Source organism: Afipia felis ATCC 53690 (genome assembly GCF_000314735.2).
GTDB classification, from domain to species: domain Bacteria; phylum Pseudomonadota; class Alphaproteobacteria; order Rhizobiales; family Xanthobacteraceae; genus Afipia; species Afipia felis.
Map to the genome: position 1 here is coordinate 526897 of NZ_KB375270.1, position 24658 is coordinate 551554.

General features: G+C 61.7%; 23 protein-coding genes and 2 tRNA genes. 23 read left to right on the forward strand and 2 right to left on the reverse strand.

Annotation, left to right across the window (positions count from 1 at the left end; genetic code table 11):
* Window positions 1–76: 76 nt before the first annotated feature.
* The 3 genes from HMPREF9697_RS02715 (at window position 77) to HMPREF9697_RS02725 (ending at window position 3208) form a co-directional block, all read left to right on the forward strand.
* Window positions 77–153: transfer RNA gene (locus HMPREF9697_RS02715), tRNA-Val, on the forward strand.
* Window positions 154–330: 177 nt separating this feature from the next.
* Window positions 331–1023, forward strand: coding sequence for a glycosyltransferase (locus tag HMPREF9697_RS02720; RefSeq protein WP_283804940.1), 693 nt, complete (start codon window positions 331–333; stop codon window positions 1021–1023).
* 526 nt (window positions 1024–1549) lie between these two features.
* Window positions 1550–3208, forward strand: coding sequence for an outer membrane beta-barrel protein (locus tag HMPREF9697_RS02725; RefSeq protein WP_002715616.1), 1659 nt, complete (start codon window positions 1550–1552; stop codon window positions 3206–3208).
* Between the two features lie 19 nt (window positions 3209–3227).
* Here the strand turns inward: HMPREF9697_RS02725 and pepT are convergent, their stop codons facing one another.
* Entirely contained in the window at window positions 3228–4478 is a 1251-nt protein-coding gene (gene pepT / locus HMPREF9697_RS02730; protein ID WP_002715617.1) for a peptidase T, read from the reverse strand.
* Window positions 4479–4697: 219 nt separating this feature from the next.
* Window positions 4698–4997: an HU family DNA-binding protein gene (locus tag HMPREF9697_RS02735; protein ID WP_002715618.1), complete on the reverse strand. Its 300-nt coding sequence runs from the start codon at window positions 4995–4997 to the stop codon at window positions 4698–4700.
* A 222-nt stretch (window positions 4998–5219) separates the two neighbouring features.
* Between HMPREF9697_RS02735 and HMPREF9697_RS02740 the strand changes: the two genes are divergently transcribed.
* The 20 genes from HMPREF9697_RS02740 (at window position 5220) to HMPREF9697_RS02835 (ending at window position 24658) form a co-directional block, all read left to right on the forward strand.
* Window positions 5220–5296 (forward strand) — tRNA-Asp (locus tag HMPREF9697_RS02740).
* 211 nt (window positions 5297–5507) lie between these two features.
* Window positions 5508–5801, forward strand: a complete 294-nt coding sequence (locus HMPREF9697_RS02745) for a hypothetical protein (RefSeq protein ID WP_002715619.1) — start codon at window positions 5508–5510, stop codon at window positions 5799–5801.
* 195 nt (window positions 5802–5996) lie between these two features.
* Window positions 5997–7088: a tartrate dehydrogenase gene (locus HMPREF9697_RS02750; protein ID WP_002715620.1), complete on the forward strand. Its 1092-nt coding sequence runs from the start codon at window positions 5997–5999 to the stop codon at window positions 7086–7088.
* A 184-nt stretch (window positions 7089–7272) separates the two neighbouring features.
* Window positions 7273–7638, forward strand: coding sequence for an NADH-quinone oxidoreductase subunit A (locus HMPREF9697_RS02755; RefSeq protein ID WP_002715621.1), 366 nt, complete (start codon window positions 7273–7275; stop codon window positions 7636–7638).
* Window positions 7635–8225, forward strand: coding sequence for a NuoB/complex I 20 kDa subunit family protein (locus HMPREF9697_RS02760; protein ID WP_430642230.1), 591 nt, complete (start codon window positions 7635–7637; stop codon window positions 8223–8225). The genes HMPREF9697_RS02755 and HMPREF9697_RS02760 overlap by 4 nt, the downstream gene beginning before the upstream one ends.
* Window positions 8226–8234: 9 nt before the next feature.
* Window positions 8235–8882: an NADH-quinone oxidoreductase subunit C gene (locus HMPREF9697_RS02765; protein ID WP_002715623.1), complete on the forward strand. Its 648-nt coding sequence runs from the start codon at window positions 8235–8237 to the stop codon at window positions 8880–8882.
* Entirely contained in the window at window positions 8879–9310 is a 432-nt protein-coding gene (locus HMPREF9697_RS02770) for a thioesterase family protein (protein WP_002715624.1), read from the forward strand. Before HMPREF9697_RS02765 ends, HMPREF9697_RS02770 begins: the two co-directional genes overlap by 4 nt.
* A complete protein-coding gene (locus HMPREF9697_RS02775) occupies window positions 9307–10524 on the forward strand; it encodes an NADH-quinone oxidoreductase subunit D (RefSeq protein WP_002715625.1) in 1218 nt (405 codons plus the stop codon). Before HMPREF9697_RS02770 ends, HMPREF9697_RS02775 begins: the two co-directional genes overlap by 4 nt.
* Window positions 10525–10594: 70 nt before the next feature.
* Window positions 10595–11233, forward strand: coding sequence for an NADH-quinone oxidoreductase subunit NuoE (gene nuoE / locus HMPREF9697_RS02780; protein WP_002715626.1), 639 nt, complete (start codon window positions 10595–10597; stop codon window positions 11231–11233).
* Window positions 11233–12558, forward strand: a complete 1326-nt coding sequence (gene nuoF / locus HMPREF9697_RS02785; RefSeq protein ID WP_002715627.1) for an NADH-quinone oxidoreductase subunit NuoF — start codon at window positions 11233–11235, stop codon at window positions 12556–12558. Before nuoE ends, nuoF begins: the two co-directional genes overlap by 1 nt.
* 5 nt (window positions 12559–12563) lie before the next feature.
* A complete protein-coding gene (gene nuoG / locus HMPREF9697_RS02790; RefSeq protein WP_002715628.1) occupies window positions 12564–14636 on the forward strand; it encodes an NADH-quinone oxidoreductase subunit NuoG in 2073 nt (690 codons plus the stop codon).
* Between the two features lie 7 nt (window positions 14637–14643).
* Entirely contained in the window at window positions 14644–15714 is a 1071-nt protein-coding gene (nuoH, locus tag HMPREF9697_RS02795; RefSeq protein ID WP_002715629.1) for an NADH-quinone oxidoreductase subunit NuoH, read from the forward strand.
* A gap of 7 nt (window positions 15715–15721) precedes the next feature.
* The gene (gene nuoI / locus HMPREF9697_RS02800; RefSeq protein WP_002715630.1) at window positions 15722–16210 is read left to right on the forward strand and encodes an NADH-quinone oxidoreductase subunit NuoI; all 489 of its coding nucleotides are present in this window, start codon (window positions 15722–15724) and stop codon (window positions 16208–16210) included.
* A gap of 6 nt (window positions 16211–16216) precedes the next feature.
* Complete coding sequence (locus HMPREF9697_RS02805) at window positions 16217–16855, forward strand: NADH-quinone oxidoreductase subunit J (protein WP_002715631.1); 639 nt, start codon at window positions 16217–16219, stop codon at window positions 16853–16855.
* Window positions 16852–17160: an NADH-quinone oxidoreductase subunit NuoK gene (gene nuoK / locus HMPREF9697_RS02810; RefSeq protein WP_002715632.1), complete on the forward strand. Its 309-nt coding sequence runs from the start codon at window positions 16852–16854 to the stop codon at window positions 17158–17160. The genes HMPREF9697_RS02805 and nuoK overlap by 4 nt, the downstream gene beginning before the upstream one ends.
* Before the next feature lie 7 nt (window positions 17161–17167).
* Window positions 17168–19252 carry an NADH-quinone oxidoreductase subunit L gene (gene nuoL / locus HMPREF9697_RS02815; RefSeq protein WP_002715633.1) on the forward strand — a complete coding sequence of 695 codons (2085 nt, stop codon included), beginning with the start codon at window positions 17168–17170 and terminating at the stop codon, window positions 19250–19252.
* Window positions 19252–20760, forward strand: coding sequence for an NADH-quinone oxidoreductase subunit M (locus HMPREF9697_RS02820; protein WP_002715634.1), 1509 nt, complete (start codon window positions 19252–19254; stop codon window positions 20758–20760). The genes nuoL and HMPREF9697_RS02820 overlap by 1 nt, the downstream gene beginning before the upstream one ends.
* Before the next feature lie 15 nt (window positions 20761–20775).
* A complete protein-coding gene (gene nuoN / locus HMPREF9697_RS02825; protein WP_002715635.1) occupies window positions 20776–22209 on the forward strand; it encodes an NADH-quinone oxidoreductase subunit NuoN in 1434 nt (477 codons plus the stop codon).
* Complete coding sequence (locus tag HMPREF9697_RS02830) at window positions 22209–22988, forward strand: biotin--[acetyl-CoA-carboxylase] ligase (RefSeq protein ID WP_002715636.1); 780 nt, start codon at window positions 22209–22211, stop codon at window positions 22986–22988. The genes nuoN and HMPREF9697_RS02830 overlap by 1 nt, the downstream gene beginning before the upstream one ends.
* The gene (locus tag HMPREF9697_RS02835) at window positions 22988–24658 is read left to right on the forward strand and encodes a ribonuclease J (RefSeq protein ID WP_002715637.1); all 1671 of its coding nucleotides are present in this window, start codon (window positions 22988–22990) and stop codon (window positions 24656–24658) included. Before HMPREF9697_RS02830 ends, HMPREF9697_RS02835 begins: the two co-directional genes overlap by 1 nt.

Sequence of the window (24658 nt, forward strand, 5' to 3'; positions counted from 1 at the left end):
GGCGCCCCAAAGGGCGCCGTTTTTGTTGGAAGCGTTGCTTTATTCGTCGGAATATGAGACGCCTCTGCGCGATTGAGGGCGGTTAGCTCAGCTGGTTAGAGCATCTCGTTTACACCGAGAGGGTCGGGAGTTCGAATCTCTCACCGCCTACCATCGACATCGCGACGTTATTAAACCGATTTTTTGCGCGTTCGCCGAACATCGTACTCCTGCCATGTCGAATGGTCAGGATTGGGATAGTTGGCAAGCCGGTTTTGATCGAGGTCCAAGGGCGTGCCGAACGATAGCCGGTCAACAGCCAATCGGCCTGTGTCGATTTCAGTCGCTGTGATGACGCACAATGAGACGCAGGAGTTCAAGTGGCTGATGAGAGCGCTTGAACCGGTCCGCTCGATCATCGATGAAATTGTCGTTGTCGATGATTTTTCCGACGATGATTTTGTCGAGGCGATCAGGTCGTTCGAGAAGGACTGGCCGATCAAATTCTTTCAGCGTCGCCTCAACAAGAACTTTGCCGCGCAGCGCAACTTTGCAATGGCCCAGTGCCAGGGGCGCCTGATCCTATTTCCGGACGCCGACGAACTTCCCAGCAAGCGGACATTGATGGGATTGCCGAAGCTGCTCGAATGGATGGAAAGCCACGAGATCGATGCGTGCTATCTGCCGCGGCTGAATGTCGTGGTGCCCGGTGGCAATCTGACCGATCCGTCCTTGATTGCAGACGACAATATTCAGTTCTCGAACTGGGAAGATCAGATCCGGATTTTACGCAATCTTCCGCACCTCAGGTTTGTCAGGCGCGTGGATGAGCTGCTGGCCGGCATCAAAAGGGCGTACAAATTTCCGCACACGAAGGATTTTGCGCTTTTACATGTCAAGACTTCGGAGCGGATCGAACGACAGAAGCGCTTTTATCGCTCCATCCACTTGGCTGCTACTCTTAGCAAGCATTGGAATTCGATCGCGAAGCGGACCTTTCGGATCGATCGTCAGAAAATCATCGAAGCAGATCCGCCAATCTGATCGATCGTGCGTTAAAGGCTGATGATCGAGGCGGCGACGATCGCCGCCATCGCCAGCGGGATGCCGATTACAGTAATCGCGGTGACCGTCAGAGCGGCCTGGAAGGACGGTTTCATCCTCTTCATTCCTTCTTATTTGCGCCAAGATTTAGCCGTGATTTGCGGCGGCGCAAGAAAGTCCGTTCGTCAAGCTAACCGGATGACGAGAGGCAAGTTCGCAATTGCGCGTGCGAATTTAACGTCCGATTCACGCTATCGTGTCGGAACGCCGGAGCGGCGGCGACGCGTAAATTGCACGGCGTCATGGACACGAATCGCGCATCCTCGCCACAGCGGCGGCAAGCCGATCTTTCGGTGTCATAGAGTCGCGCCTCGGCGGACTGGTGACGCTGAGCCGTTTGCCTCAAGTTTTCGAATAATGATTCTTGACGTGATTTCCGGCGGGCGGGGACGTGGTTTTCAAAACAAAAACGACTTTTAAAATAAAAACAGCGATTGCCTGTTTCACAGTTTCGGCTTTCTCCTCCATGGGCGTGCAGGCAGCGGACATGCGCGGTGCCCCTGCGGGTACAAATCTAGCATTGTGGAATTGGACCGGGTTCTATCTCGGTGCGCATGTCGGCGCGGGACACGGCTCCTCGAAGGTAAGCAATCCGTACGGTCCGTCGATCTACGGCGATACGATCCGGCTGCCGAGCGGATTTGCGGGCCTGCAAGCAGGCTACAACTGGCAGGGTGCGGGCTCGCGCTGGGTGTTCGGCGCAGAAGCCGATATCTCGGCAATGGATTCCGACGGCACCAACACCTGCCTTGCTTATTCCGGTCAGTTCGTCTCCGCGAACTGCCGCGCACGCCAGCAGGCGATGGGCAGCCTCACCGGGCGCATTGGCCACACAATTACGCCGGACGGGCGCACGCTCGCCTACGTCAAGGGCGGTGCCGCGTTCATGAGAGGCGATCTGTCGATCACGACCAACGCCCCCGATTATATCGCGCAGCCATCGAGCGAGAGGCGGGATACGCGCTGGGGCTGGACGTTGGGCGCTGGTGTGGAGCATGCTCTGACACAGGCGTGGTCGGTGAAGGCCGAATATGCCTATGCGAATTTCGGCCATCGGGATGTGATGGCGCCGGGCGGTGGATTCCTGATGACGCCGTTTGATCCGGCCTCGCTCGTGAATACAACGGGAGCGTCGACCCGTGCGAGCCTGGACACCCACCTGGTCAAGCTCGGGCTGAACTATCATTTCGGACGCAACGCGGGGGCGGGCGAGGGGCTGGTTTTTTCCGCGCCGGTGCAGACGCGGCCCGCCGGATGGCACCTCGAGGTCGGCACGCGCTACTGGTACAGCCATGGCCGCTATCAGAACGACCTCGCCATGAATACGAACATGGCGCAGCAGAACCATCTGATCTCGCGTCTGACCTATGAGACCACGGGCCATTCCGGCGAAATCTTCTGGCGGGCGGATGGCCCCCGCCGAGTTTTCTTGAAGGGCTTTGCCGGCGGTGGAGAGCTGACCTCAGGTCACATGAACGATGAGGACTGGTTTCCGACGGACCCGGGCCGCGGGATGGCCTACTCGAATACGACTCACAGCAAGGTCACCGGCAAAATCGGCTATGTGACGTTCGATGCGGGCGTCGATCTGTTCGGCGATGCCGCCAACAAGATCGGCGTGTTCGTTGGCTACAATTTCTATCGCGACCGCAAGAACTCTTTCGGCTGCGCACAGATTGCATTGCCGGGAGACCCCCGCTCGGTTTGCGGAACACCGATCCCTCCGAGCGTGATTGCGATCTCGCAATACGAGGATTGGCAGTCGTTGCGTCTCGGCGTGAACGGCACATTGTCGGTCGCGCCGGGCCTGAAGCTCAACCTTGATGCTGCGTATCTGCCGTATGCGCATGTTTCGGCAGTCGATATCCATCATCAACGCACCGAAATGCCTTCGCCGAATTCTCCGGCATGGGGCGCGGGGCAGGGTGTGCAGCTCGAGGCGATCCTTGGCTACGATATCACGCCGCGATGGAATATCGGCGTGGGCGGGCGCTATTGGGCGATGTGGTCGAGCAAGATATTGACTGCTGGGTTTGGCAACGCGACGCCGACCGAAGCACTGCCGATCCGCGTGGAGCGCTACGGCACCTTCCTGCAGGCGTCGTACAAGTTCGGCGCGCTGTAGCCTCGGGATTTCACAGCCTCTAAGCCCGCTCTTCCCAGATCGCGGCGAGGTGCACGATGGTGCGGACCGCCGCCTCCATGTCCTGCACACTCACCCATTCGAGCCGCGAATGGAATGCGTGCTCGCCGGCGAAGATGTTGGGGCAGGGCAGGCCCATGAAGGACAGGCGCGAGCCGTCGGTGCCGCCGCGGATGCTGCCGCGCTCCGGCTTGAGGCCGGCGCGGCGGATCGCCTCCACGGCGTAATCCACGATCTCCGGCTGCCGGTCCACGATCTCCTTCATGTTGCGATACTGCTCGCGGATCTCGATGCGACAAGTTGAGCGCGGAAAGTCCTTCATGACCTCGGCGACGGTGTGCTCCAGCAGCGCCTCCTTCTTCTTCAGGCCTGCCTCGGTGAAGTCGCGCACGATGTAGTGCAGCGTCGTCTCCTCAAGCGCGCCGGTGATGCCGACCGGGTGAAGAAAGCCCTCGCGGCCCTCGGTCGTCTCCGGCGTCAGCGTATCCTTCGGGAGGGCATCAATGATGCGCGCGGCGATCTTGATCGCGTGCTCCATCTTGCCCTTCGCCATGCCGGGATGGGCGCTGACACCCTGAATGCGAATCGTCGCGGCATCGGCGGAAAAGCTCTCATCCTCGATCGAGCCCGCGCTTTCACCGTCGATGGTGTAGGCCACGTCGGCGCCGAGCTTCCTCAGATCGATTTTGTCGACGCCTCGGCCGATTTCCTCGTCGGGTGTGAACAGGATCTTGATTGTGCCGTGCTTGATCTGCGGATTGGCGAGCAGAACCTGCACCGCGTCCATGATCTCAGCGACGCCGGCCTTATTGTCGGCCCCGAGCAGTGTGGTGCCGTCGGTGGTGACAATGTCGTGGCCGATCTGATTGGCGAGGGCGGGGTGCTCGCTGAAGCGGATCACCTGCGAGGAATCCGCCGGCAGTACGATGTCGCCGCCCTGGTAGTTCTTGACGATCTGCGGCTTCACGTCCTTGCCGCTGCAATCGGGCGAGGTATCCATGTGCGAGCAGAAGCACACCACGGGCACCTTTTTCCCGGTGTTTGCCGGCAGCGTCGCGTAGACATAGCCGTGCTCGTCGAGATGAGCGTCGGCAAGGCCGAGGTCGCGCAATTCCTGCGCAAGCACGCGGCCCAGATCCTTCTGCTTTTCGGTGGATGGCGTCGTCGGCGATTCCGGATCGGACTGCGTGTCGATGCGCACATAGCGCAGGAAGCGTTCGAGAACGGTGTGGGAGAATGTCGTGACGGTCATGGGTGCCGGATCTCTGAACTCAAAGGCACGGCATTCGATCCGCGCGTATCGATGATATCCATCTTGAGAAGAAGCGGGGCGGGGTCAAGGCGGCGTGCTGCGTGTTTTCACGCTGGCAGCTCGTTGCACGCCTCCGTGACGTGCCCACAAAGAAAAACGCCACCCCGAAACCGCATCAGCGGCTTCGGGATGGCGTTCGGCGAAAAAGCGTAAGAGCGCTTAGACGGCTTCCTTCAGTTCCTTGGCAGCGCGGAAGGCGACCTTCTTGCTAGCCTTGATGTGGATGGCTTCGCCAGTGGCCGGGTTGCGGCCCATGCGGGCAGCGCGCTTGCGGACCTGGAGAATGCCGAGGCCGACGATGCGGATGCGCTCGCCCTTCTTGAGGTGCTTGGTGATCTTGGTGACCATGTCGGTGAGAATCGCTTCAGCGGTCTTCTTCGACAGTTCGTGTTCTTCCGCGAGAGCGGCGGCAAGGTGCTTGAGCGTCACGGTAGCTGGGGTAGCTGCTTTCTTCGCCATAATGACCCTCCTGGTGGTACTTTGGCTTTAGGAACTGACTATCCTGCAAGGGTTAGTTGATTCGACGGTGATCTGACCATGATGTTCGCCCCGTAAACAGGGTCTTTTTTGCATCAATGGTGGAAAAAGCTCCGTTGGAGAGGGACATTTGTAATGTCCTTGACTTGCATTGTGCGCTCCTTTAAGTCCCGCCCACTTGCGGATCGATCCAATCGGCCCGCTGCGGGAGTAGCTCAGTTGGTTAGAGTGCCGGCCTGTCACGCCGGAGGTCGCGGGTTCGAGCCCCGTCTCTCGCGCCACCTTTTCAAGGGACTTGGCAAAGTCTGAAAAGGGGCATGATCCCAGAGAGTTCTGGGGCCTTTCATAGATCAAGCAATTCCTGGCTTTGCGGTGCGGCATATTTGTTCCCGCGAGGGGAACCGATACCGCCGTGCCACGTTATGCATGTGGTATTTCTGCCATTGATTCCCTCATCGGGATGACCACCGAAACCAAAGTCAGGAAACAAGCATGAAGATGATGAAGTATCTTGCCCCCGCGATCTTTGCGTCGTTTTTCGCCATTGCGCCGGCCTCGGCTATGCCGGGCGCCTCAACGACGGGACTGGACAGGGCAGATGCCGCATCCATCGTGCAGGTGCAGTATCATGGCCACGGACACCGCCACGGTGCGCATCGTCCGGCCTACCGGCCCGGCGGTCGCTATTCGTCGGCTCCGCGTGGCTATCGCCGCTACGGCGCGCGCCCTCATGACTGGCGCGCCCGGCGCTGCGTGATGGTCGGACCGGTCTGGTTCTGCCCATAAGCTGAACTGAGAGAACCCCGGCCTTGCGCCGGGGTTTTTGATTCCGGCACCGGATTCGGGTCACCCGGAGAGAGTGAGAGAATGGCGAAGGTGCATAGCCGCTAGCACCTTATGGTTATCGCGAAGGGGCGGGATTCAAGGCTATACCCGCAGCGAAAACATTTCCGACCCCGCTTTCCGATTGCAGGAATCCATATGACCCAGTCCCGTCCCGGCACCAATCGCAAGTACCGCCTCGCCATCATTCCCGGTGACGGCATCGGCAAGGAGGTCGTCCCGGAAGGTGTACGAGTGCTGGAGGCGGCGGCGAAGAAGTTCGGCTTCGAACTGCAGCTCGACGACTTCGATTTTGCCTCCTGCGACTACTACCAGAAGCACGGCCGAATGATGCCGGAAGACTGGAAGGAGCAGGTCATCCACCACGACGCGATCTTCTTCGGCGCGGTCGGCATGCCCGCTATCGTGCCTGACCACGTTTCTCTGTGGGGCTCGCTCATCAAGTTCCGCCGCGAATTCGATCAGTACGCCAATGTCCGTCCGGTGCGCCTGATGCCGGGCGTGAAATCGCCGCTGGTGGGCCGCAAGCCGGGCGATATCGATTTCTTCGTGGTGCGCGAGAATACCGAGGGCGAGTATTCGTCCATCGGTGGGCGGATGTATCCTGGCACCGATCGTGAGATCGTCACCCAGCAAACGGTGATGTCGCGGACCGGCGTCGACCGCATTTTGAAATACGCCTTCGAACTCGCCCAGAAGAGCCCGAAGAAGCACCTGACCTCGGCGACCAAGTCCAACGGCATTTCGATCACGATGCCGTATTGGGACGAGCGGGTGAAAGCGATGGCAAAATCCTATCCCGACGTGAAATGGGACCAATATCACATCGATATCCTGGCGGCCCATTTCGTGCTGAACCCGGACCGCTTCAACGTGGTGGTCGCCTCGAACCTGTTCGGCGACATTCTCTCCGATCTCGGCCCGGCCTGCACCGGCACCATCGGTATTGCGCCCTCGGGCAGCCTCAATCCGGAACGCAAGTTTCCGTCACTGTTCGAGCCGGTTCATGGCTCCGCGCCCGACATCGCGGGGCAGGGCGTGGCAAATCCGATCGCACAGATCTGGTCGGCAGCCCTGATGCTCGACCATCTCGGTGAGGCGGAGGCTTCCAAGGCCGTGATTGCGGCGATCGAGCGGGTGCTTTCAGAGGAAAAGCTGCGCACCCGTGACCTTGGCGGCCACGCCAATACGGAAGCCTGTGGCAAGGCTGTTGCGGCGACGCTTGGCTGAGCCGCCGGCCTTCGGGGAAACATGAAATCGGCTTCCTCTTTAGAGCCGATTTCCGGTGTGAGTAGCTCATCTGGTAGGCGGTATGCCTGTCTTGCCCTTACGGATGGGCTGCGCTATTCCCCCTTCGAATTATTCCAATGTCCGCGAATCCGTGGACATTGATCGCCACAGCCGAGGGTCTCCGATGGGCGGAATCTTGCAGAACTATCTGCCACTTGTGGTGTTTATTGGAGTAGCGGCCATCATCGGTCTGGCGCTGCTGGTTGCGCCGTTTCTGGTCGCCTATCAGCAGCCCGATCCGGAAAAGCTGTCGGCCTACGAATGCGGCTTCAACGCTTTCGACGACGCCCGCATGAAATTCGACGTCCGCTTCTATCTGGTGGCGATTCTCTTCATCATCTTCGATCTGGAGGTCGCCTTCCTGTTCCCGTGGGCGGTGGCGTTCGGCAAGCTCGGCGCGGTCGGGTTCTGGTCGATGATGGTGTTCCTCGGCGTCCTGACCATCGGGTTCGCCTATGAGTGGAAGAAGGGTGCGCTTGAATGGGATTGAACCCAACCCCTGTCTCGACGTCCGGCTCGCCGCAGGTTTCAAGACCGGCGATGGGCGTGCTCGATCCGCGCACCGGCCAGCCGGTCGGCGCGGATGACCGTTATTTTCTCGAGATCAACCACGAGTTGTCCGACAAGGGCTTCTTCGTCGCCGCCGCCGACGATCTCATTACCTGGGCGCGCACCGGCTCGCTGATGTGGATGACCTTCGGTCTTGCCTGCTGCGCGGTCGAGATGATGCAGGTGTCGATGCCGCGCTACGACGTCGAGCGTTTCGGCTTTGCGCCGCGTGCTTCGCCGCGCCAGTCCGACGTCATGATCGTCGCGGGCACGCTGACGAACAAAATGGCCCCCGCTTTGCGCAAGGTCTACGACCAGATGCCCGAGCCGCGCTATGTGATCTCGATGGGATCGTGTGCGAACGGTGGCGGCTACTACCACTATTCCTATTCGGTGGTTCGCGGCTGCGACCGCATCGTCCCGGTGGATATCTACGTGCCGGGCTGTCCGCCGACCGCGGAGGCGCTGCTTTATGGCGTCCTGCTCCTGCAGAAGAAGATCCGCCGTACCGGAACGATTGAACGCTAAGGCTGCAAGATGGACGACGCCAGACTCGACGCTCTCGGTCAGACGATTGTTGGTGCGCTGCCAGGCGCAGCGCTCGGCCATGCGGTCGAGGTGGGCGAGCTCAACATCTCGGTCGATCTTTCCCGGATCGTCGAGGTCGCTCGCTTCCTCAAGACCGATCCGCGCTGCCGCTTCGTCAACATCATCGACGTGACGGCGGTGGATTATCCCGGCCGTGAAAACCGCTTCGACGTGGTTTATCACTTCATGTCACCAACCCTGAATGCGCGGCTGCGGCTGCGCGGGCAGGCGAACGAAGCGACGCAGGTGCCGTCGCTGATCAATGTGTTTCCGGGTGCCGACTGGTTCGAGCGCGAAACCTACGACCTTTATGGCGTGATCTTCACCGGCCATCCTGACATGCGCCGGCTGCTGACCGATTACGGCTTCGAAGGCCATCCGCTGCGCAAGGACTTCCCGCTGACCGGCTTCGTCGAGGTTCGCTACGACGACCAGGAAAAGCGCGTCGTCTACGACCCGGTCCGTCTTAATCAGGAATTCCGCAAGTTCGATTTCCTCTCGCCGTGGGAAGGCGCGGACTATCTGCTGCCGGGCGACGAGAAGGCGTCGGGCGTGTCGAAGCCTCCGGGCGAAGAGAAGAAGGCGTCCACGCCATGAAGCCTTCACTCACCGTCGGATCGACCCATCGCTTCACTTACCGCGTGCCGGAGAACAAGACCGTGCCGCACCTGTTTCCCGAAGCGCGGGACTTTCAGGTCATGCCGCACGTTTTTGCCACCGGCTATATGGTCGGTCTGATGGAGTGGGCCTGCATCGACATGATCCGCCCTCATCTTGAGGACGGCGAGGGCACGCTCGGCACTTTGATTGATGTCGATCATACCGCGGCGACGCCGCCGGGCCTTACGATCAATGTCGATGTCGAATGCACTGAGGTGAAGGGCAAACTGTTGCGCTTCAACGTCAAGGCGCATGATGGCGTCGATGTGATCGGCAAGGGACGTCACGAGCGTTATGCGGTGATGTGGGACAAGTTCACGGCGCGGGTTTCCGAAAAGGCCGCGAAAGCGGGAGTAGCCGCATGAGCATCACTGAAGCCGACGCGCTGCGCGACACCCCCGGCACGCGCAATTTCACCATCAATTTCGGCCCGCAGCATCCGGCGGCGCACGGTGTGCTGCGTCTTGTGCTCGAACTCGACGGCGAAGTGGTCGAGCGCGTCGATCCGCATATCGGCCTGCTTCACCGCGGCACCGAAAAGCTGATCGAGCAGAAGACCTATCTGCAGGCGATTCCGTATTTCGACCGGCTCGACTACGTTGCGCCAATGAATCAGGAGCACGCCTTCTGCCTCGCGGCGGAAAAGTTGCTCGGCATCACCGTGCCGCGTCGCGGGCAGTTGATCCGCGTTCTCTATTCCGAGATCGGCCGCATTCTCTCGCATCTCCTCAATGTCACCACGCAGGCAATGGACGTCGGTGCGCTGACGCCTCCGCTGTGGGGCTTCGAGGAACGCGAAAAGCTGATGATGTTCTACGAGCGCGCCTCCGGCTCGCGCATGCATGCGGCCTTCTTCCGCATCGGCGGAGTGCATCAGGATCTGCCGCCGAAGCTGATCGACGACATCGATGCGTGGTGCGATCCGTTCCTGCAGGTCGTTGACGATCTCGAGACGCTTCTCACCGACAACCGCATCTTCAAGCAGCGCAACGTCGATATCGGCGTGGTGACGCTGGATCAGGCTTGGGAGTGGGGTTTCTCCGGCGTCATGGTGCGCGGTTCGGGCGCGGCGTGGGATCTGCGCAAGGCGCAGCCTTACGAATGCTACGACGAGATGGAATTCGACATTCCGATCGGCAAGAACGGCGACTGCTACGACCGCTACTGCATCCGCGTCGAGGAAATGCGCCAGTCGGTGCGCATCATGAAGCAGTGCATCGCCAAGCTGCGTTCACCGGACGGGCAGGGGCCTGTCGTGATCGAGGACAACAAGATCACCCCGCCGCGCCGTGGTGAGATGAAGCGCTCGATGGAAGCGCTAATCCATCACTTCAAGCTCTACACCGAAGGCGTTCGCGTTCCGGCGGGCGAAGTCTATGCCGCCGTGGAAGCGCCGAAGGGTGAGTTCGGCGTCTATCTCGTCGCCGACGGCACCAACAAGCCTTACAAGTGCAAGATCCGCGCTCCGGGTTTTGCTCACCTGCAGGCGATGGACTTCATCTGCAAGGGCCATCTGCTGGCCGACGTCTCCGCCATTCTCGGCTCCCTCGACATCGTGTTTGGCGAGGTGGACCGGTGATGGCTGCGCGCATCCGCAATTTGGACACGAGCCCCGCATCGCGCGGCTCCATGACGATCGAGAGAATGTAATGTCTGTTCGGCGTTTGGCACCGAAAGAGCAGCAGCCCGAGAGCTTCGTCTTCACGGACGAAAATCTGGCGTGGGCAAAGCAGCAGATCGCGAAGTATCCGGAAGGACGGCAGCAGTCGGCCGTCATCGCGATTCTGTGGCGCGCGCAGGAGCAGAACGAAGGCTGGATTTCCGAGGCGGCGATCCGTGCGGTCGCAGACATGCTCGGCATGATGCATATCCGCGTTATGGAGATCGCGACCTTCTACACGATGTTCCAGCTCTCGCCGGTCGGCAAGAAGGCGCACGTGCAGGTCTGCGGCACCACGCCGTGCATGCTGCGCGGTTCGAAGGACCTGATCGAGGTCTGCAAGCACCGCATCCATCACGATCCATTCCATGTGTCGGCCGACGGCGACTTCTCGTGGGAAGAGGTCGAATGTCTCGGTGCCTGCGTGAACGCGCCGATGGTGATGATCTGGAAGGATACCTACGAGGATCTGACGCCCGAGAGCTTCAACAAGGTGCTGGACGGTTTTGCCGCCGGCAATCCGCCGAAGCCGGGACCGCAGAACGGACGCCAGTTCTCGGCGCCTGAGGGTGGACCGCGCGTTTTGCAAGAAGTCGGTGACGACGCGACCAAGAAGGGCAAGAAGTGATGCTCGACGACAAGGATCGCATCTTCAAGAATCTGTACGGCCTTCAGGACTGGGGGCTGGAAGGCGCGCGCCGTCGAGGTGCATGGGATGGCACCAAGGCCATCATCGACAAGGGCCGCGACTGGATCGTCAGCGAAATGAAGGCATCGGGTCTGCGCGGCCGTGGTGGCGCGGGCTTCCCGACTGGCATGAAATGGTCGTTCATGCCGAAGGAATCGACCGACGGCCGCCCGAGCTATCTCGTGGTCAACGCCGACGAGTCCGAGCCAGGCACCTGTAAGGATCGCGAGATCATGCGGCACGATCCGCATCTGCTCGTCGAAGGCTGCCTGCTTGCGAGCTTCGCGATGGGCGCACATGCGGCCTACATCTATATCCGCGGCGAGTTCATCCGCGAGCGCGAGAATCTGCAGGCTGCCGTCGATCAGGCCTATGAGGCCAAGCTGATCGGCAAGGACAACGTCCATGGCTGGCCATTCGATCTCTATGTCACGCACGGCGCCGGCGCATACATTTGTGGCGAGGAAACCGCGCTGCTCGAAAGCCTTGAGGGCAAGAAGGGCCAACCGCGCCTGAAGCCGCCGTTCCCGGCGAATGTCGGCCTCTACGGCTGCCCGACCACGGTGAATAACGTCGAGTCGATCGCGGTCGCGCCGGACATCCTGCGCCGTGGCGCCGCGTGGTTCGCGGCCATTGGCCGGGCGAACAATGTCGGTACCAAGCTTTACGGCATCTCGGGCCACGTCAACACGCCCTGCGTGGTCGAAGAGGCGATGAGCATTCCGTTCCGTGAGTTGATCGACAAGCACGGCGGCGGCATTCGTGGCGGGTGGGACAATCTGCTTGCGATTATTCCAGGCGGCGCATCGTGCCCGCTGATCCCGGCGGCGGATTGCGAAGACCTCATCATGGATTTCGACGGCACGCGCGCAGTGAAGTCGAGCTTCGGCACCGCTGGCGTCATTGTGATGGACAAGTCCACCGACGTGATAGCGGCGATCGCGCGCATTTCCTATTTCTTCAAGCATGAGAGTTGCGGCCAGTGCACGCCGTGCCGTGAGGGCACCGGCTGGATGTGGCGCGTGCTGACGCGCATGGTCGAAGGCCGCGCCCACAAGCGTGAGATCGACATGCTGCTGGAAGTGACCAAGCAGGTCGAAGGTCACACCATCTGCGCGCTCGGCGACGCGGCGGCATGGCCGATCCAGGGCCTGATCCGCGCCTTCCGGCCGGAGATCGAACGGCGCATCAACGACTTCACGCGCAAGGCAACACTCGACGATCAGGGCATTCTCGACCCCGATCACATGGTCGCGGCGGAGTGAATGCGATGACCAAGATCCTCATCGACGGCAAAGAGATCGACGTTCCCGCCGAATACACGCTGCTGCAGGCATGCGAAGCGGCGGGCGCCGAGATTCCGCGCTTCTGCTATCACGAGCGTTTATCGATCGCCGGCAACTGCCGCATGTGCCTCGTCGAGGTCGCGGGTTCGCCGAAGCCGGTCGCAAGCTGCGCTTGGGGCGTGCGCGATTGTCGTCCGGGTCCGAACGGCGAACTGCCGTCGGTGAAAACCAAGTCGCCGATGGTGAAGAAGGCACGCGAAGGCGTGATGGAGTTTCTGCTCATCAATCATCCGCTCGATTGCCCGATTTGCGATCAGGGCGGCGAGTGCGATCTGCAGGACCAGGCGATGGGTTACGGCATCGACACCAGTCGTTTCGCCGAGAACAAGCGTGCCGTCGAGGACAAGTATCTCGGCGTGCTGGTGAAGACCTCGATGACACGCTGCATCCAGTGCACCCGCTGCGTTCGCTTCGCCAACGAGGTGTGCGGCGTGCCGGAGATGGGCCTGATCGGCCGTGGTGAAGATGTCGAGATCACCACCTATCTCGAAAGCGCGCTGACCTCCGAGTTGCAGGGCAACCTCGTCGACATCTGCCCAGTAGGTGCGCTGACCTCGAAGCCTTATGCGTTCGCTGCGCGCCCGTGGGAACTCGGCAAGACCCAGTCCGTCGACGTGATGGATGCGGTCGGCTCCGCGATCCGCGTCGACACCCGTGGCCGCGAAGTGATGCGCATTCTGCCGCGCGTCAACGAGGCGGTGAACGAGGAGTGGATTTCCGACAAGACCCGTCACATCGTCGATGGCCTGCGCACCCAGCGCCTTGATCGTCCTTATATTCGCGAGAATGGCAGACTGCGCGCGGCATCCTGGAGCGAGGCGTTTGCCGCCATCGCCGCGAAGAAGGCAAAGGGCAATCGTGTCGGCGCCATCGCGGGCGATCTCGCGGCTGTCGAAGAGATGTTCGCGCTGAAGGATCTGCTGACTCGGCTCGGCTCGAACAATATCGCCGCGCAGAATATTGCTGCCTTCGATCCGAAGTTTGGCCGCGCGTCCTATACCTTCAACCCGACCATTGCGGGCATCGAGGAAGCCGACGCGCTTCTCATCATCGGCGCCAATCCGCGCAAGGAAGCGCCGATCGTCAACGCGCGCATCCGCAAGCGCTGGCGCACGGGTCAGATCAAGGTCGGCGTGATCGGCGAGAAGGCCGATCTGACCTATCGTTACGACCATCTCGGCGCAGGCGCGGACACAGTCGCGGAGATCGCTGCCGGCAAGCATTCCTTCGCCGACGTGCTGAAGGGTGCGAAGAAGCCGATCGTGCTGGTCGGCGCGGGCGCTTTCGGCCGTAAGGACGGCGCGGCGCTGCTCGCGCAGGCGGTCTCGCTGGCCTCCGGCGTCGGCGCGGTGAAGGACGGCTGGAACGGTTTCGCCGTGCTGCACACCGCGGCGTCTGCGGTCGGTGCGCTCGATGTCGGTTTCGTGCCGGGCGAGGGCGGACTGGACGCAGAGAAGATGCTCGCTCCCGGCGCGTTGGACGTGCTGTTCCTGCTCGGCGCCGACGAGGTCGACGTGCCGGCAGGTGCATTCGTCGTTTACATCGGCACGCATGGCGACCGTGGCGCGCATCGCGCTGACGTTATCCTGCCGGGTGCGGCCTACACCGAAAAGAGCGGCATCTACGTCAACACCGAAGGCCGCGTGCAGATGGGCAACCGAGCGGGCTTCCCGCCGGGCGATGCCCGCGAGGATTGGGCAGTGCTGCGTGCGCTGTCGGACACGCTCGGCGAGCGGCTGCCTTATGACTCGCTGCAGCAGTTGCGGCAGGCGATGTTCAAGACCGTGCCGCATCTGATGCGTATCGACCAGATCGAGGCGTCGGACGGAGCGGTTGCGCTCAAGGCGCTCGCCGCGCGTGGCGGCAACGTCGACAAGGCCGCCTTCAAGAGCCCGGTCGCCGACTTCTATCTGACCAACCCGATCGCCCGCGCCTCGGCGGTGATGGCCGAATGTTCGCGCCTTGCTTCCGGGCAAATCCTGAGCGCAGCGGAGTAGTGAGCTGATGTCCGAATTCTTCGCAAGCTCTGTCTGGACCGACTTTCTCTGGCCGCTCATCGTGATGCTGGCGCAAAGCCTGCTGCTGCTCGTCGTACTGCTGGTCGCGATCGCCTACATACTGCTTGCCGACCGAAAGATCTGGGCGGCGGTGCAGATCCGCCGCGGCCCGAACGTGGTCGGTCCTTGGGGCCTGTTCCAATCGTTCGCTGACCTTCTGAAGTTCGTGTTGAAGGAGCCGACGATCCCGGCAGGCGCCAACAAGGGCATCTTCCTGCTCGCGCCGCTCGTCTCCTGCGTGCTGGCGCTGGCGGCGTGGGCGGTGATCCCGGTCAACCTCAACTGGGTGATCGCCGACATCAACGTCGGCATTCTCTACATTCTCGCGATCTCCTCGCTGTCGATCTACGGCATCATCATGGCGGGCTGGTCGTCGAACTCGAAATATCCGTTCATGGCCGCGCTGCGTTCCGCCGCGCAGATGGTGTCCTACGAGGTCTCGATCGGCTTCGTCGTCATCACCGTACTCTTGTGCGTCGGTTCGCTGAACCTCACCGCCATCGTCGAAGCTCAGCATCATCGCGGCCTTGCCACCATGCTCGGCGTGCCGTGGCTCACCATCCTGAACTGGTACTGGCTGCCGCTGCTGCCGATGTTCGTGATCTTCTACGTTTCGGCGCTCGCGGAAACCAACCGCCCGCCGTTCGATCTCGTGGAAGCGGAATCAGAACTCGTCGCGGGCTTCATGGTCGAATACGGCTCGACGCCGTATCTGCTGTTCATGCTCGGCGAATACGTCGCGATTTGCACGATGTGCGCGATGGCGGCGATCCTGTTCATGGGCGGCTGGCTGCCGCCGGTCGACCTGCCGCCGTTCAACTGGGTGCCGGGCGTGATCTGGTTCGTGCTGAAGGCGTTCGCCTTCTTCTTCCTGATCGCGATGGCGAAGGCGATCGTGCCGCGCTACCGCTACGATCAGTTGATGCGGCTCGGCTGGAAGGTGTTCCTGCCGCTGTCGCTGGCGATGGTGGTCATTGTTGCGGGCGTCCTGCAGTTTGCCCAATGGGCGCCGAAGTGAGGGCATCATGGGAATAGCATCAGCCGTCAACTCGCTTCTGCTCAAGGAATTCGCGTCAGCCTTCGTGCTGACGATGCGCTATTTCTTCAAGCCGAAGCCGACCGTGAACTATCCGTTCGAGAAGAATCCGCTTTCGCCGCGCTTCCGTGGCGAGCACGCGCTGCGCCGTTACCCGAACGGCGAGGAACGCTGCATCGCCTGCAAGCTGTGTGAGGCGATCTGCCCGGCGCAGGCCATCACCATCGAGGCAGGCCCGCGCCGTAACGACGGCACGCGCCGTACTGTGCGCTACGACATCGACATGGTGAAGTGCATCTATTGCGGCCTGTGCCAGGAAGCCTGCCCAGTGGACGCCATCGTCGAAGGACCGAACTTCGAATTCGCGACCGAGACACGCGAAGAACTCTACTACGACAAGGCCCGATTGCTCGCGAACGGCGACCGCTGGGAGCGTGAGATTGCCAAGAACATCGAACAAGACGCGCCGTACAGGTAACGCCTCATGATCCTTCCCGCGCTGTTCTTTTATCTCTTCGCCGGCGTCTGCGTCGCCTCGGCCGTGATGGTCGTGACCGCGCGCAACCCCGTGCACTCGGTGCTGTTCCTGATCCTGACCTTCGTCAACGCGGCGGGGCTGTTCGTGCTGCTCAACGCCGAATTCCTGGCGATGATCCTGATCGTGGTGTACGTCGGCGCGGTCGCGGTGCTGTTCCTGTTCGTCATCATGATGCTGGACGTGGACTTCGCCGAACTGCGGCAAGGCTTCATCGAATATCTGCCGGTCGGCCTGCTGATTGGCGCGATCTTCCTCGCCGAACTGCTGCTGGTCGCGGGCGGCTGGGTGCTGAGCCCGGATGTGGCGCATTCGATCACCGCGCCGATCCCGACAACCGTGACCAACACCGAGGCGATCGGCCTCGTGCTTTACACGCGCTATATCCATTATTTCCAACTCGCGGGCCTCGTGCTGCTGGTGGCGATGATCGGCGCCATCGTGCTGACGCTGCGCCACAAGCCGAACGTCAAGCGACAGAACATCAGCGTCCAGAACGCGCGCGGCAAGGCGAGTGCAATGACGGTGCGCCAGGTGCCGTCGGGGCAGGGGCTGCAGGACGCCGATGCAGGGGAGTGGGTGAAATGACGATCGGTCTCGGGCACTACCTCGCCGTCGCAGCGATCCTGTTCACGCTTGGCATTCTGGGCATCTTTCTCAACCGCAAGAACGTCATCATCATCCTGATGTCGGTCGAGTTGATCCTGTTGTCGGTCAACATCAACCTGGTGTCGTTCTCAAGCTTCCTCCACGACATCGTCGGTCAGGTGTTCGCGCTGCTGGTGCTCACCGTGGCTGCGGCGGAAGCCGCGATCGGGCTGGCGATTCTCGTCGTTTACTTCCGCAACCGCGGCTCCATTGCAGTCGAAGACATCAACCTGATGAAGGGCTGACAAGGTTATGATTCAGGCGATTGTTTTCCTGCCCCTGATCGGCGCGCTGATTGCAGGCGTCATCACGCTCATCGGTGCACATGGCCGCAACCCCAGCGGCGACGAGATGGATCATGCGCACGGGCATGACGATCACGGCCATGGCGCGGCGCATGCACATGACGCCCATCACGAGGCGGACCATGGCCATGACGATCATCACGGCCCGGTCGAACCCGCCGCCGCGGGCTCGCGCCTCGCGGAAGTCATCACAACCGCGCTGTTGCTGACTTCGGCGGCGCTCGCCTGGGTGATGTTCGTCGATGTCGCGCTGATGCATCACGATCTGCGCGTGGTGTTGACGAGCTGGATCGATTCCGGTGACCTCAGGATCAACTGGGCATTGCGCGTCGATACACTGACGGCGGTGATGTTGGTCGTGGTCACGACCGTGTCCTCGCTCGTGCATCTGTATTCGATCGGCTACATGAACGAGGATCCGAACCGTCCGCGCTTCATGGCTTATCTATCGCTGTTCACCTTCGCGATGCTGATGCTGGTGACATCCGACAACCTGGTGCAGCTGTTCTTCGGTTGGGAAGGTGTGGGCCTCGCGAGCTACTTGCTGATTGGGTTCTGGTACCAGAAGCCGTCGGCGAACGCGGCCGCGATCAAGGCGTTCGTCGTCAACCGCGTCGGCGATTTCGGTTTCGCGCTCGGCATCTTCGCGATCTTCGCGCTGGTCGGCTCCACCGATTTCGAGACCATCTTCGCGGGCGCGCCCGGCCTCGTCGGCAAGACCATCCATCTGTTCCACTGGGACGTCGATGCACTCACGCTGACCTGCCTGCTGCTGTTCATGGGCGCGATGGGCAAGTCCGCGCAGTTCCTGCTGCACACCTGGCTGCCGGACGCGATGGAAGGCCCGACGCCAGTCTCCGCGCTCATCCACGCCGCGACCATGGTGACCGCGGGTGTGTTCATGGTGGCGCGCCTGTCGCCGCTGTTTGAACTCGCGCCGCACGCCAAGGCCTTCGTCATGCTGATCGGCGGCACCACGGCGTTGTTCGCCGCGACTGTCGGCCTCGTGCAGAACGACATCAAGCGTGTCGTCGCGTATTCGACCTGTTCGCAGCTCGGCTACATGTTCGTGGCGATGGGGGCGGGGGCTTACTCCGTCGGCATCTTCCATCTGTTCACCCACGCCTTCTTCAAGGCGTTGCTGTTCCTGGGCTCCGGTTCGGTCATCCTCGCGATGCATCACGAGCAGGACATGCGCAACATGGGCGGCCTGTGGCGGAAAATTCCTTTCACCTACGCCACCATGGTGATCGGCACGCTGGCGCTGACCGGCTTCCCGCTTACGGCAGGCTACTTTTCGAAGGACGCGATCATCGAGGCTGCGTTTGCCGCAAACAGCAGCAATCCGTTCGCGTTCTACGGTTTCCTCTGCACCGTTATCGCGGCGGGCCTGACTTCGTTCTACTCGTGGCGCCTGATCTTCATGACCTTCCACGGCAAGCCGCATGACGAGCATCATTACGAGGCGGCGCATGAAAGCCCACTGGTGATGCTGATCCCGCTCGCGGTGCTTTCGATCGGTTCATTCGCGGCTGGGTTCCCGTTCAAGGAGTTGTTCGCGGGCCACGGGGTCGGGGAGTTTTTTGGCTCGGCGCTGAAGGTCGACGAGCATGTGATGGAGGGGATGCACCACATTCCGCACTGGATCGGCTTCCTGCCGACGCTGATGATGCTCGCGGGCCTTGCGATGGCGTATCTGTTCTACATCGCCAAGCCGTATCTGCCGGTCGAACTCGCGCACCAGCAGCCGCTGCTTTACAAGTTCCTGCTCAACAAGTGGTACTTCGACGAGCTGTACGACGTGATCTTCGTGCGTCCGGCGAAGTGGCTCGGCTACACGCTCTGGAAGAAGGGCGACGGCATGCTGATCGACGGGCTTGGGCCTGACGGCGTGTCGAAGCGGGTGCTGGATGTGACGCGCGGCGTCGTCAAGCTGCAGACCGGATACCTTTATCACTACGCCTTCGCCATGTTGATCGGCGCGGCGGGGCTCATCACCTGGTTCATGTTCGGTCTCGGGGGCCAGCAATAATGACCACCTGGCCTGTTCTTTCCGTCACCACATTCCTGCCGCTCGTCGGCGCGGCCTTGCTCTACTTGCTGGCGCGCGGCAACGAGGCTAGTGCCGCCCGCAATGCGCGCTGGATCGCGCTGTGGACCACCATCGTTACCTTCGCTGTGTCGCTGGTGCTGCTGGTGCATTTCGACTCCTCGCAATCTGGCTTCCAGTTTGAGGAGCGCGCGCACTGGCTGGGCGCGGCGATCAACTACCACATGGGTGTGGACGGCATTTCGCTGCCGTTCGTGATCCTGACCACGGCGCTGATGCCGTTCTGCATTCTGGCGAGCTGGAAGTCGATCCAGGTCCGTGTGCGCGAATACATGATGGCGTTCCTTGTTCTGGAAACGCTGATGGTCGGCACCTTCTCCTCGCTCGATCTCGTGCTGTTCTATCTGTTCTTCGAAGGCGGCCTGATTCCGATGTTCCTGATCATCGGCGTCTGGGGCGGTCCGCGCCGCGTCTATGCGAGCTTCAAGTTCTTCCTCTACACGCTGCTCGGCTCGGTGCTGATGCTGCTTGCCATCATGGCGCTGTATGCGCAGGCGGGCACCACCGACATCCCGACGCTGATGACGACGAATTTGCCGCACGAGCTCCAGAGGTGGGCGTGGCTGGCGTTCTTTGCATCCTTCGCGGTGAAGATGCCGATGTGGCCGGTCCACACCTGGTTGCCGGACGCGCACGTCGAGGCACCGACCGCGGGTTCCGTGGTGCTGGCGGCGATCTTGCTGAAGATGGGCGGCTACGGCTTCCTGCGCTTCTCGCTGCCGATGTTCCCGCTGGCCTCCCATGACTTCGCGCCGCTGGTGTGGACGCTGTCGGCGATCGCGATCATCTACACCTCGCTGGTCGCCCTGATGCAGGAGGATATGAAGAAGCTGATCGCTTATTCGTCCGTCGCGCACATGGGCTTCGTCACCATGGGCATCTTCGCAGGTAATGTGCAGGGCGTCGCGGGCGGCGTGTTCCAGATGATCTCGCACGGCATCGTGTCCGGCGCGCTGTTCCTCTGCGTCGGCGTGATCTACGACCGCATGCACACCCGCGAGATCGCGGCCTATGGCGGCCTCGTCAATCGTATGCCCCTTTATGCCTTCACGTTCCTGCTGTTCACCATGGCCAATGTCGGCCTGCCAGGAACGTCCGGTTTCGTTGGCGAATTCCTGACGCTGATCGGCACCTTCAAGGCTTCGATCCCGACGGCGATCTTCGCTACTACGGGTGTGATCCTGTCGGCGGGCTATGCGCTGTGGCTTTACCGCAAGATCGTGTTCGGTGAACTCACCAAGCCGTCGCTGGCCAGCATCAAGGATATGACCGGCCGCGAGGTCATGATCTTCGTGCCGTTCATCGTTCTCACGATCCTGTTCGGCGTGTATCCGAAGCCGGTGCTGGACATGTCGGCGGCCTCCATCCAACACCTTGTCGAGAATTACGGCGCGGCGATCCATGCCGTCAAAGCCGCGGCATTACCTTAAGGGCAGGGCGCACGAATGAACTTCCACGTCGCAGATTATTCGCTGCTTCCGGTCCTGCCCGAGATCGTGCTCGCGCTGGGTGCCATGGCGCTCCTGATGCTGGGCGCATATCGCGGTGAGCGCACGGTGCGCATCGTCACGGTGCTGGCTGTCGTGCTTCTCGCCGTCACGCTGGTGCTGGAACTGTGCCTTCCGGCCGGACGCCTGACGACCTTCGGCGGCAGCTTCGTCGTGGATGACTATGCGCGCTTCCTCAAGACCGTGATGCTGGTCGCGTCCGCAGCGACGCTCGTCATCTCGCGCGGCTACCTGACTAACGAGGCGAAGATTTTCGAGTATTCCATCCTCGTGCTGCTTTCGAGCGTCGGCATGATGGTGCTCATCTCAGCGACCGATCTCATCACGCTTTATCTCGGCTACGAACTGATGAGCCTCGCGCTCTACGTCGTCGCCGCGAGCCATCGTGACAATCTGAGGTCGACGGAAGCGGGCCTGAAGTATTTCGTCCTCGGCGCGCTGTCGTCGGGCATGATGCTGTACGGCGCCTCGCTGATCTACGGTTTCACCGGCACGGTGGAATTCGCCGGCATCGCCGCCGCGGCCAAGGTTGGCAGCATCGGTGTGATCTTCGGCATCGTCTTCCTGCTGGTCGGACTGTGCTTCAAGATCTCGATCGTGCCGTTCCACATGTGGACGCCGGACGTCTACGAGGGCGCGCCGACGCCGGTCACGGCATTCTTCGCCTCCGCTCCAAAGGTCGCCGCACTCGCAGTGCTTGTGCGCGTGCTGCTTACCGCGTTCCCCAACGTGACGCATGACTGGCAGCAGATCGTCACTTTCGTCTCTATCGCGTCTATGGCGCTCGGTTCCTTCGCCGCGATCGGCCAGAAGAACATTAAACGTCTGATGGCCTATTCCTCGATCGGTCACATGGGCTTCGCGCTGGTCGGTCTCGCGGCGGGCACAGCGCAGGGCGCGCAGGGCGTGCTGATCTACGCCGCGATCTACGTGGTGATGACGTTCGGCAGCTTCTCGTTCATTCTCTCGCTGAAGCGCAACGGCCAGCAGTTCGAACAGATCAGCGATTTCGCAGGCCTGTCGCGGACCAATCCGTATCTCGCCTTCATGTTCGCGATGTTGCTGTTCTCGCTCGCCGGCATCCCGCCGCTCGCAGGCTTTTTCGCGAAGTTTTACGTCTTCCTCGCCGCGATCCAGGCGGGGCTCTATCCGCTGGCGGTGATCGGCGTGCTGACGAGCGTGGTGGGTGCGTTCTACTATCTCGCGATCATCAAGACGATGTACTTCGACGAGCCGAAGGGCGCGGTCGATCCGATGGCGGGCGAACTACGCACCGTGCTGACGCTCGCGGGTATCTTCAACCTTCTGTACTTCGCCTATCCCGGTCCGCTGGTCAGCGCGGCCACGGCTGCGGCGAAGTCGCTGTTCTGATGGGCTTCGCGCTCGGTCTCCGGGCACGAGCGGCGGAATACCGCCTTGTCAGCTTCGAAAGTGCAGGCTCGACCAACGCTGAGGCGTTGAAGCGTATGCGTATGGACGAGCGCGGGCCGCTCTGGCTCGCGACCGCTCACCAGACCGCGGGGCACGGACGGCGGCAGCGGGCCTGGATTTCTCCGCCCGGCAATCTCGCCTGCAGCATCATCGAGGCGCTCAAAACCGACCATGCAGGGGCGGCGACACTGGGATTCGCGGCCGGGCTCGCGCTGGAGACGGCGCTGCGGCAGGTGAGCGGCGGGGCGGCCTCATTCAGTCTAAAATGGCCGAACGATGTGCTCGCGAACGGGGCCAAGCTCGGGGGCATTCTGATCGAGGCAGAGGCGACACCGGACGGCCTTGCTGCGGTTGTCGGCATGGGCGTCAATGTCGTCGCTGCGCCGGAGGGCACGCCATATCCCGCGATCTCTCTCCAGGCATTGGGTATTGCCACCGATGCGGAGACATTGTTCACCGCGCTGACGGATGCATGGGCCGAGTGGTTTGAGGTTTGGGATCACGGCCGGGGGTTTGAGGCGATCCGCACCCAATGGCTCATACGCGCGGCCGGGCTGGGAGCACCAATTCAGGTTAGGCAGGGTGATCGCGTGATTGACGGTGTGTTCGAAACGATCGACGAGGCGGGGCGACTTATCGTGTCTCGCAACGGCGAGTCGACGAAGGTCGCAGCGGGCGATGTTTATTTCGGTGCGGCGATGTCCGCGGGAGCGGCGTGATGGCACGGGCTGATGAACTGAGTTTTGTGCCGCTTGGTGGCATCGGCGAAATCGGCATGAACCTGTCGCTATATGGCCTTGGCAAGGGCAGGCAGCGCTCCTGGCTCGCGGTCGATCTTGGCGTATCGTTCGGCAACGAGGAGCATCTGCCCGGCATCGAAGTCGTGATGCCGGATATCCGCTTCCTCGAATCTGAGAAGAAGAATCTCGTCGGCCTCGTGCTGACCCATGCCCATGAGGATCATTTCGGCGCGATCATCGATCTGTGGCCGCGCCTGCAGTGCCCGATCTATGCCACGAAATTTTCCGCGGCGTTGTTCGAAGCCAAATGCGCGAGCGAGCGCAACCCGCCGAACATCCCCGTCACGGTGATCGAATCCGGTGGGCGGATCGATATAGGCCCGTTCAATGTCGAATTCGTCGCCATGCAGCATTCGATCCCAGAATCACACGCGCTGGCGATCCGCACCTCCGAAGGGCTGGTGCTGCATACCGGCGACTGGAAGCTCGATCCGACGCCGCTGATCGGTGAGCCGACCAACGAGAAGCGGCTGCGTGAACTCGGCGACGAGGGCGTGCTGGCGCTGATCGGTGATTCCACGAATGCGGTGCGCGAGGGCCGCTCGCCATCGGAGCGTGAAGTCGCGCATGGTTTGACGGAGATCATCAAAGCCGCGAAGGGCCGTGTGGCAGTGACGACGTTCGCCTCCAACGTTTCTCGGATGCGCGCCGTGGCGGAAGCCGCGCGCGAGGCGGAGCGCGAGGTCGTACTGATCGGTCGCGCGATGGAGCGCGTGGCGCAGGTCGCGCGCGAGACGGGCTATCTCGATGGTATTGCGCCGTTCCGCGGCGCAGACCTCTACGGCCACTTCCCGCCGAACAAGGTGCTGGCATTGTGCACCGGCAGCCAGGGTGAGCCGCGCGCGGCGCTGGCGCGCATTGCCAATGACGACCACCCCGAGGTGACGCTGAACAAGGGCGACACCGTGATCTTTTCATCGCGCACCATTCCGGGCAACGAGAAGGCGGTCGGCTCGATCATCAACGGCCTTGTCAGTCAGGGTATCAAGGTCATCACCGACCGCACGCACATGGTTCACGTCTCCGGCCATCCGCGCCGCGATGAGCTGCGCGACATGATCTCATGGGTGCGCCCGCAATTGCTGGTCCCTGCGCATGGTGAGGCACTACATTTGTCCGAACATGCGGCGCTTGCGCGCTCCTGCGGCGTACCGAAGGTGCTGGTGTGCAAGAATGGCGATCAGGTGCGGCTTGCGCCGGGCGAGCCTGCCATTGTCGAGCAGGTGCCGTCCGGTCGCCTCTACAAGGATGGCAAGATCCTGGAAGACCAGAACGCGCGCGCCGTGGTGGCGCGACGGCGGCTGGCGTTCGCAGGCAGTGCGTTCGTGGCGCTTGCGCTGACAGAGCAGGGCGAACTGGCGGACGATCCGCAGATCGATCTCGTTGGCATCCCGGAGCGCAATGCGGCCGGCGAACTGATGGACGAACTGATCTACGACGTCGCGGTCGCGACCTTTGAGAATCTGCCGCGCGCCAAGCGGCGCGATTCTGACGCGGTCGGCGAAGCGGTGCGGCGCGCGGTACGTTCGGCCATTGCCGAGCAGTGGGGCAAGAAGACGATCTGCGTCGTCCACGTCCTGGAAGTTTGA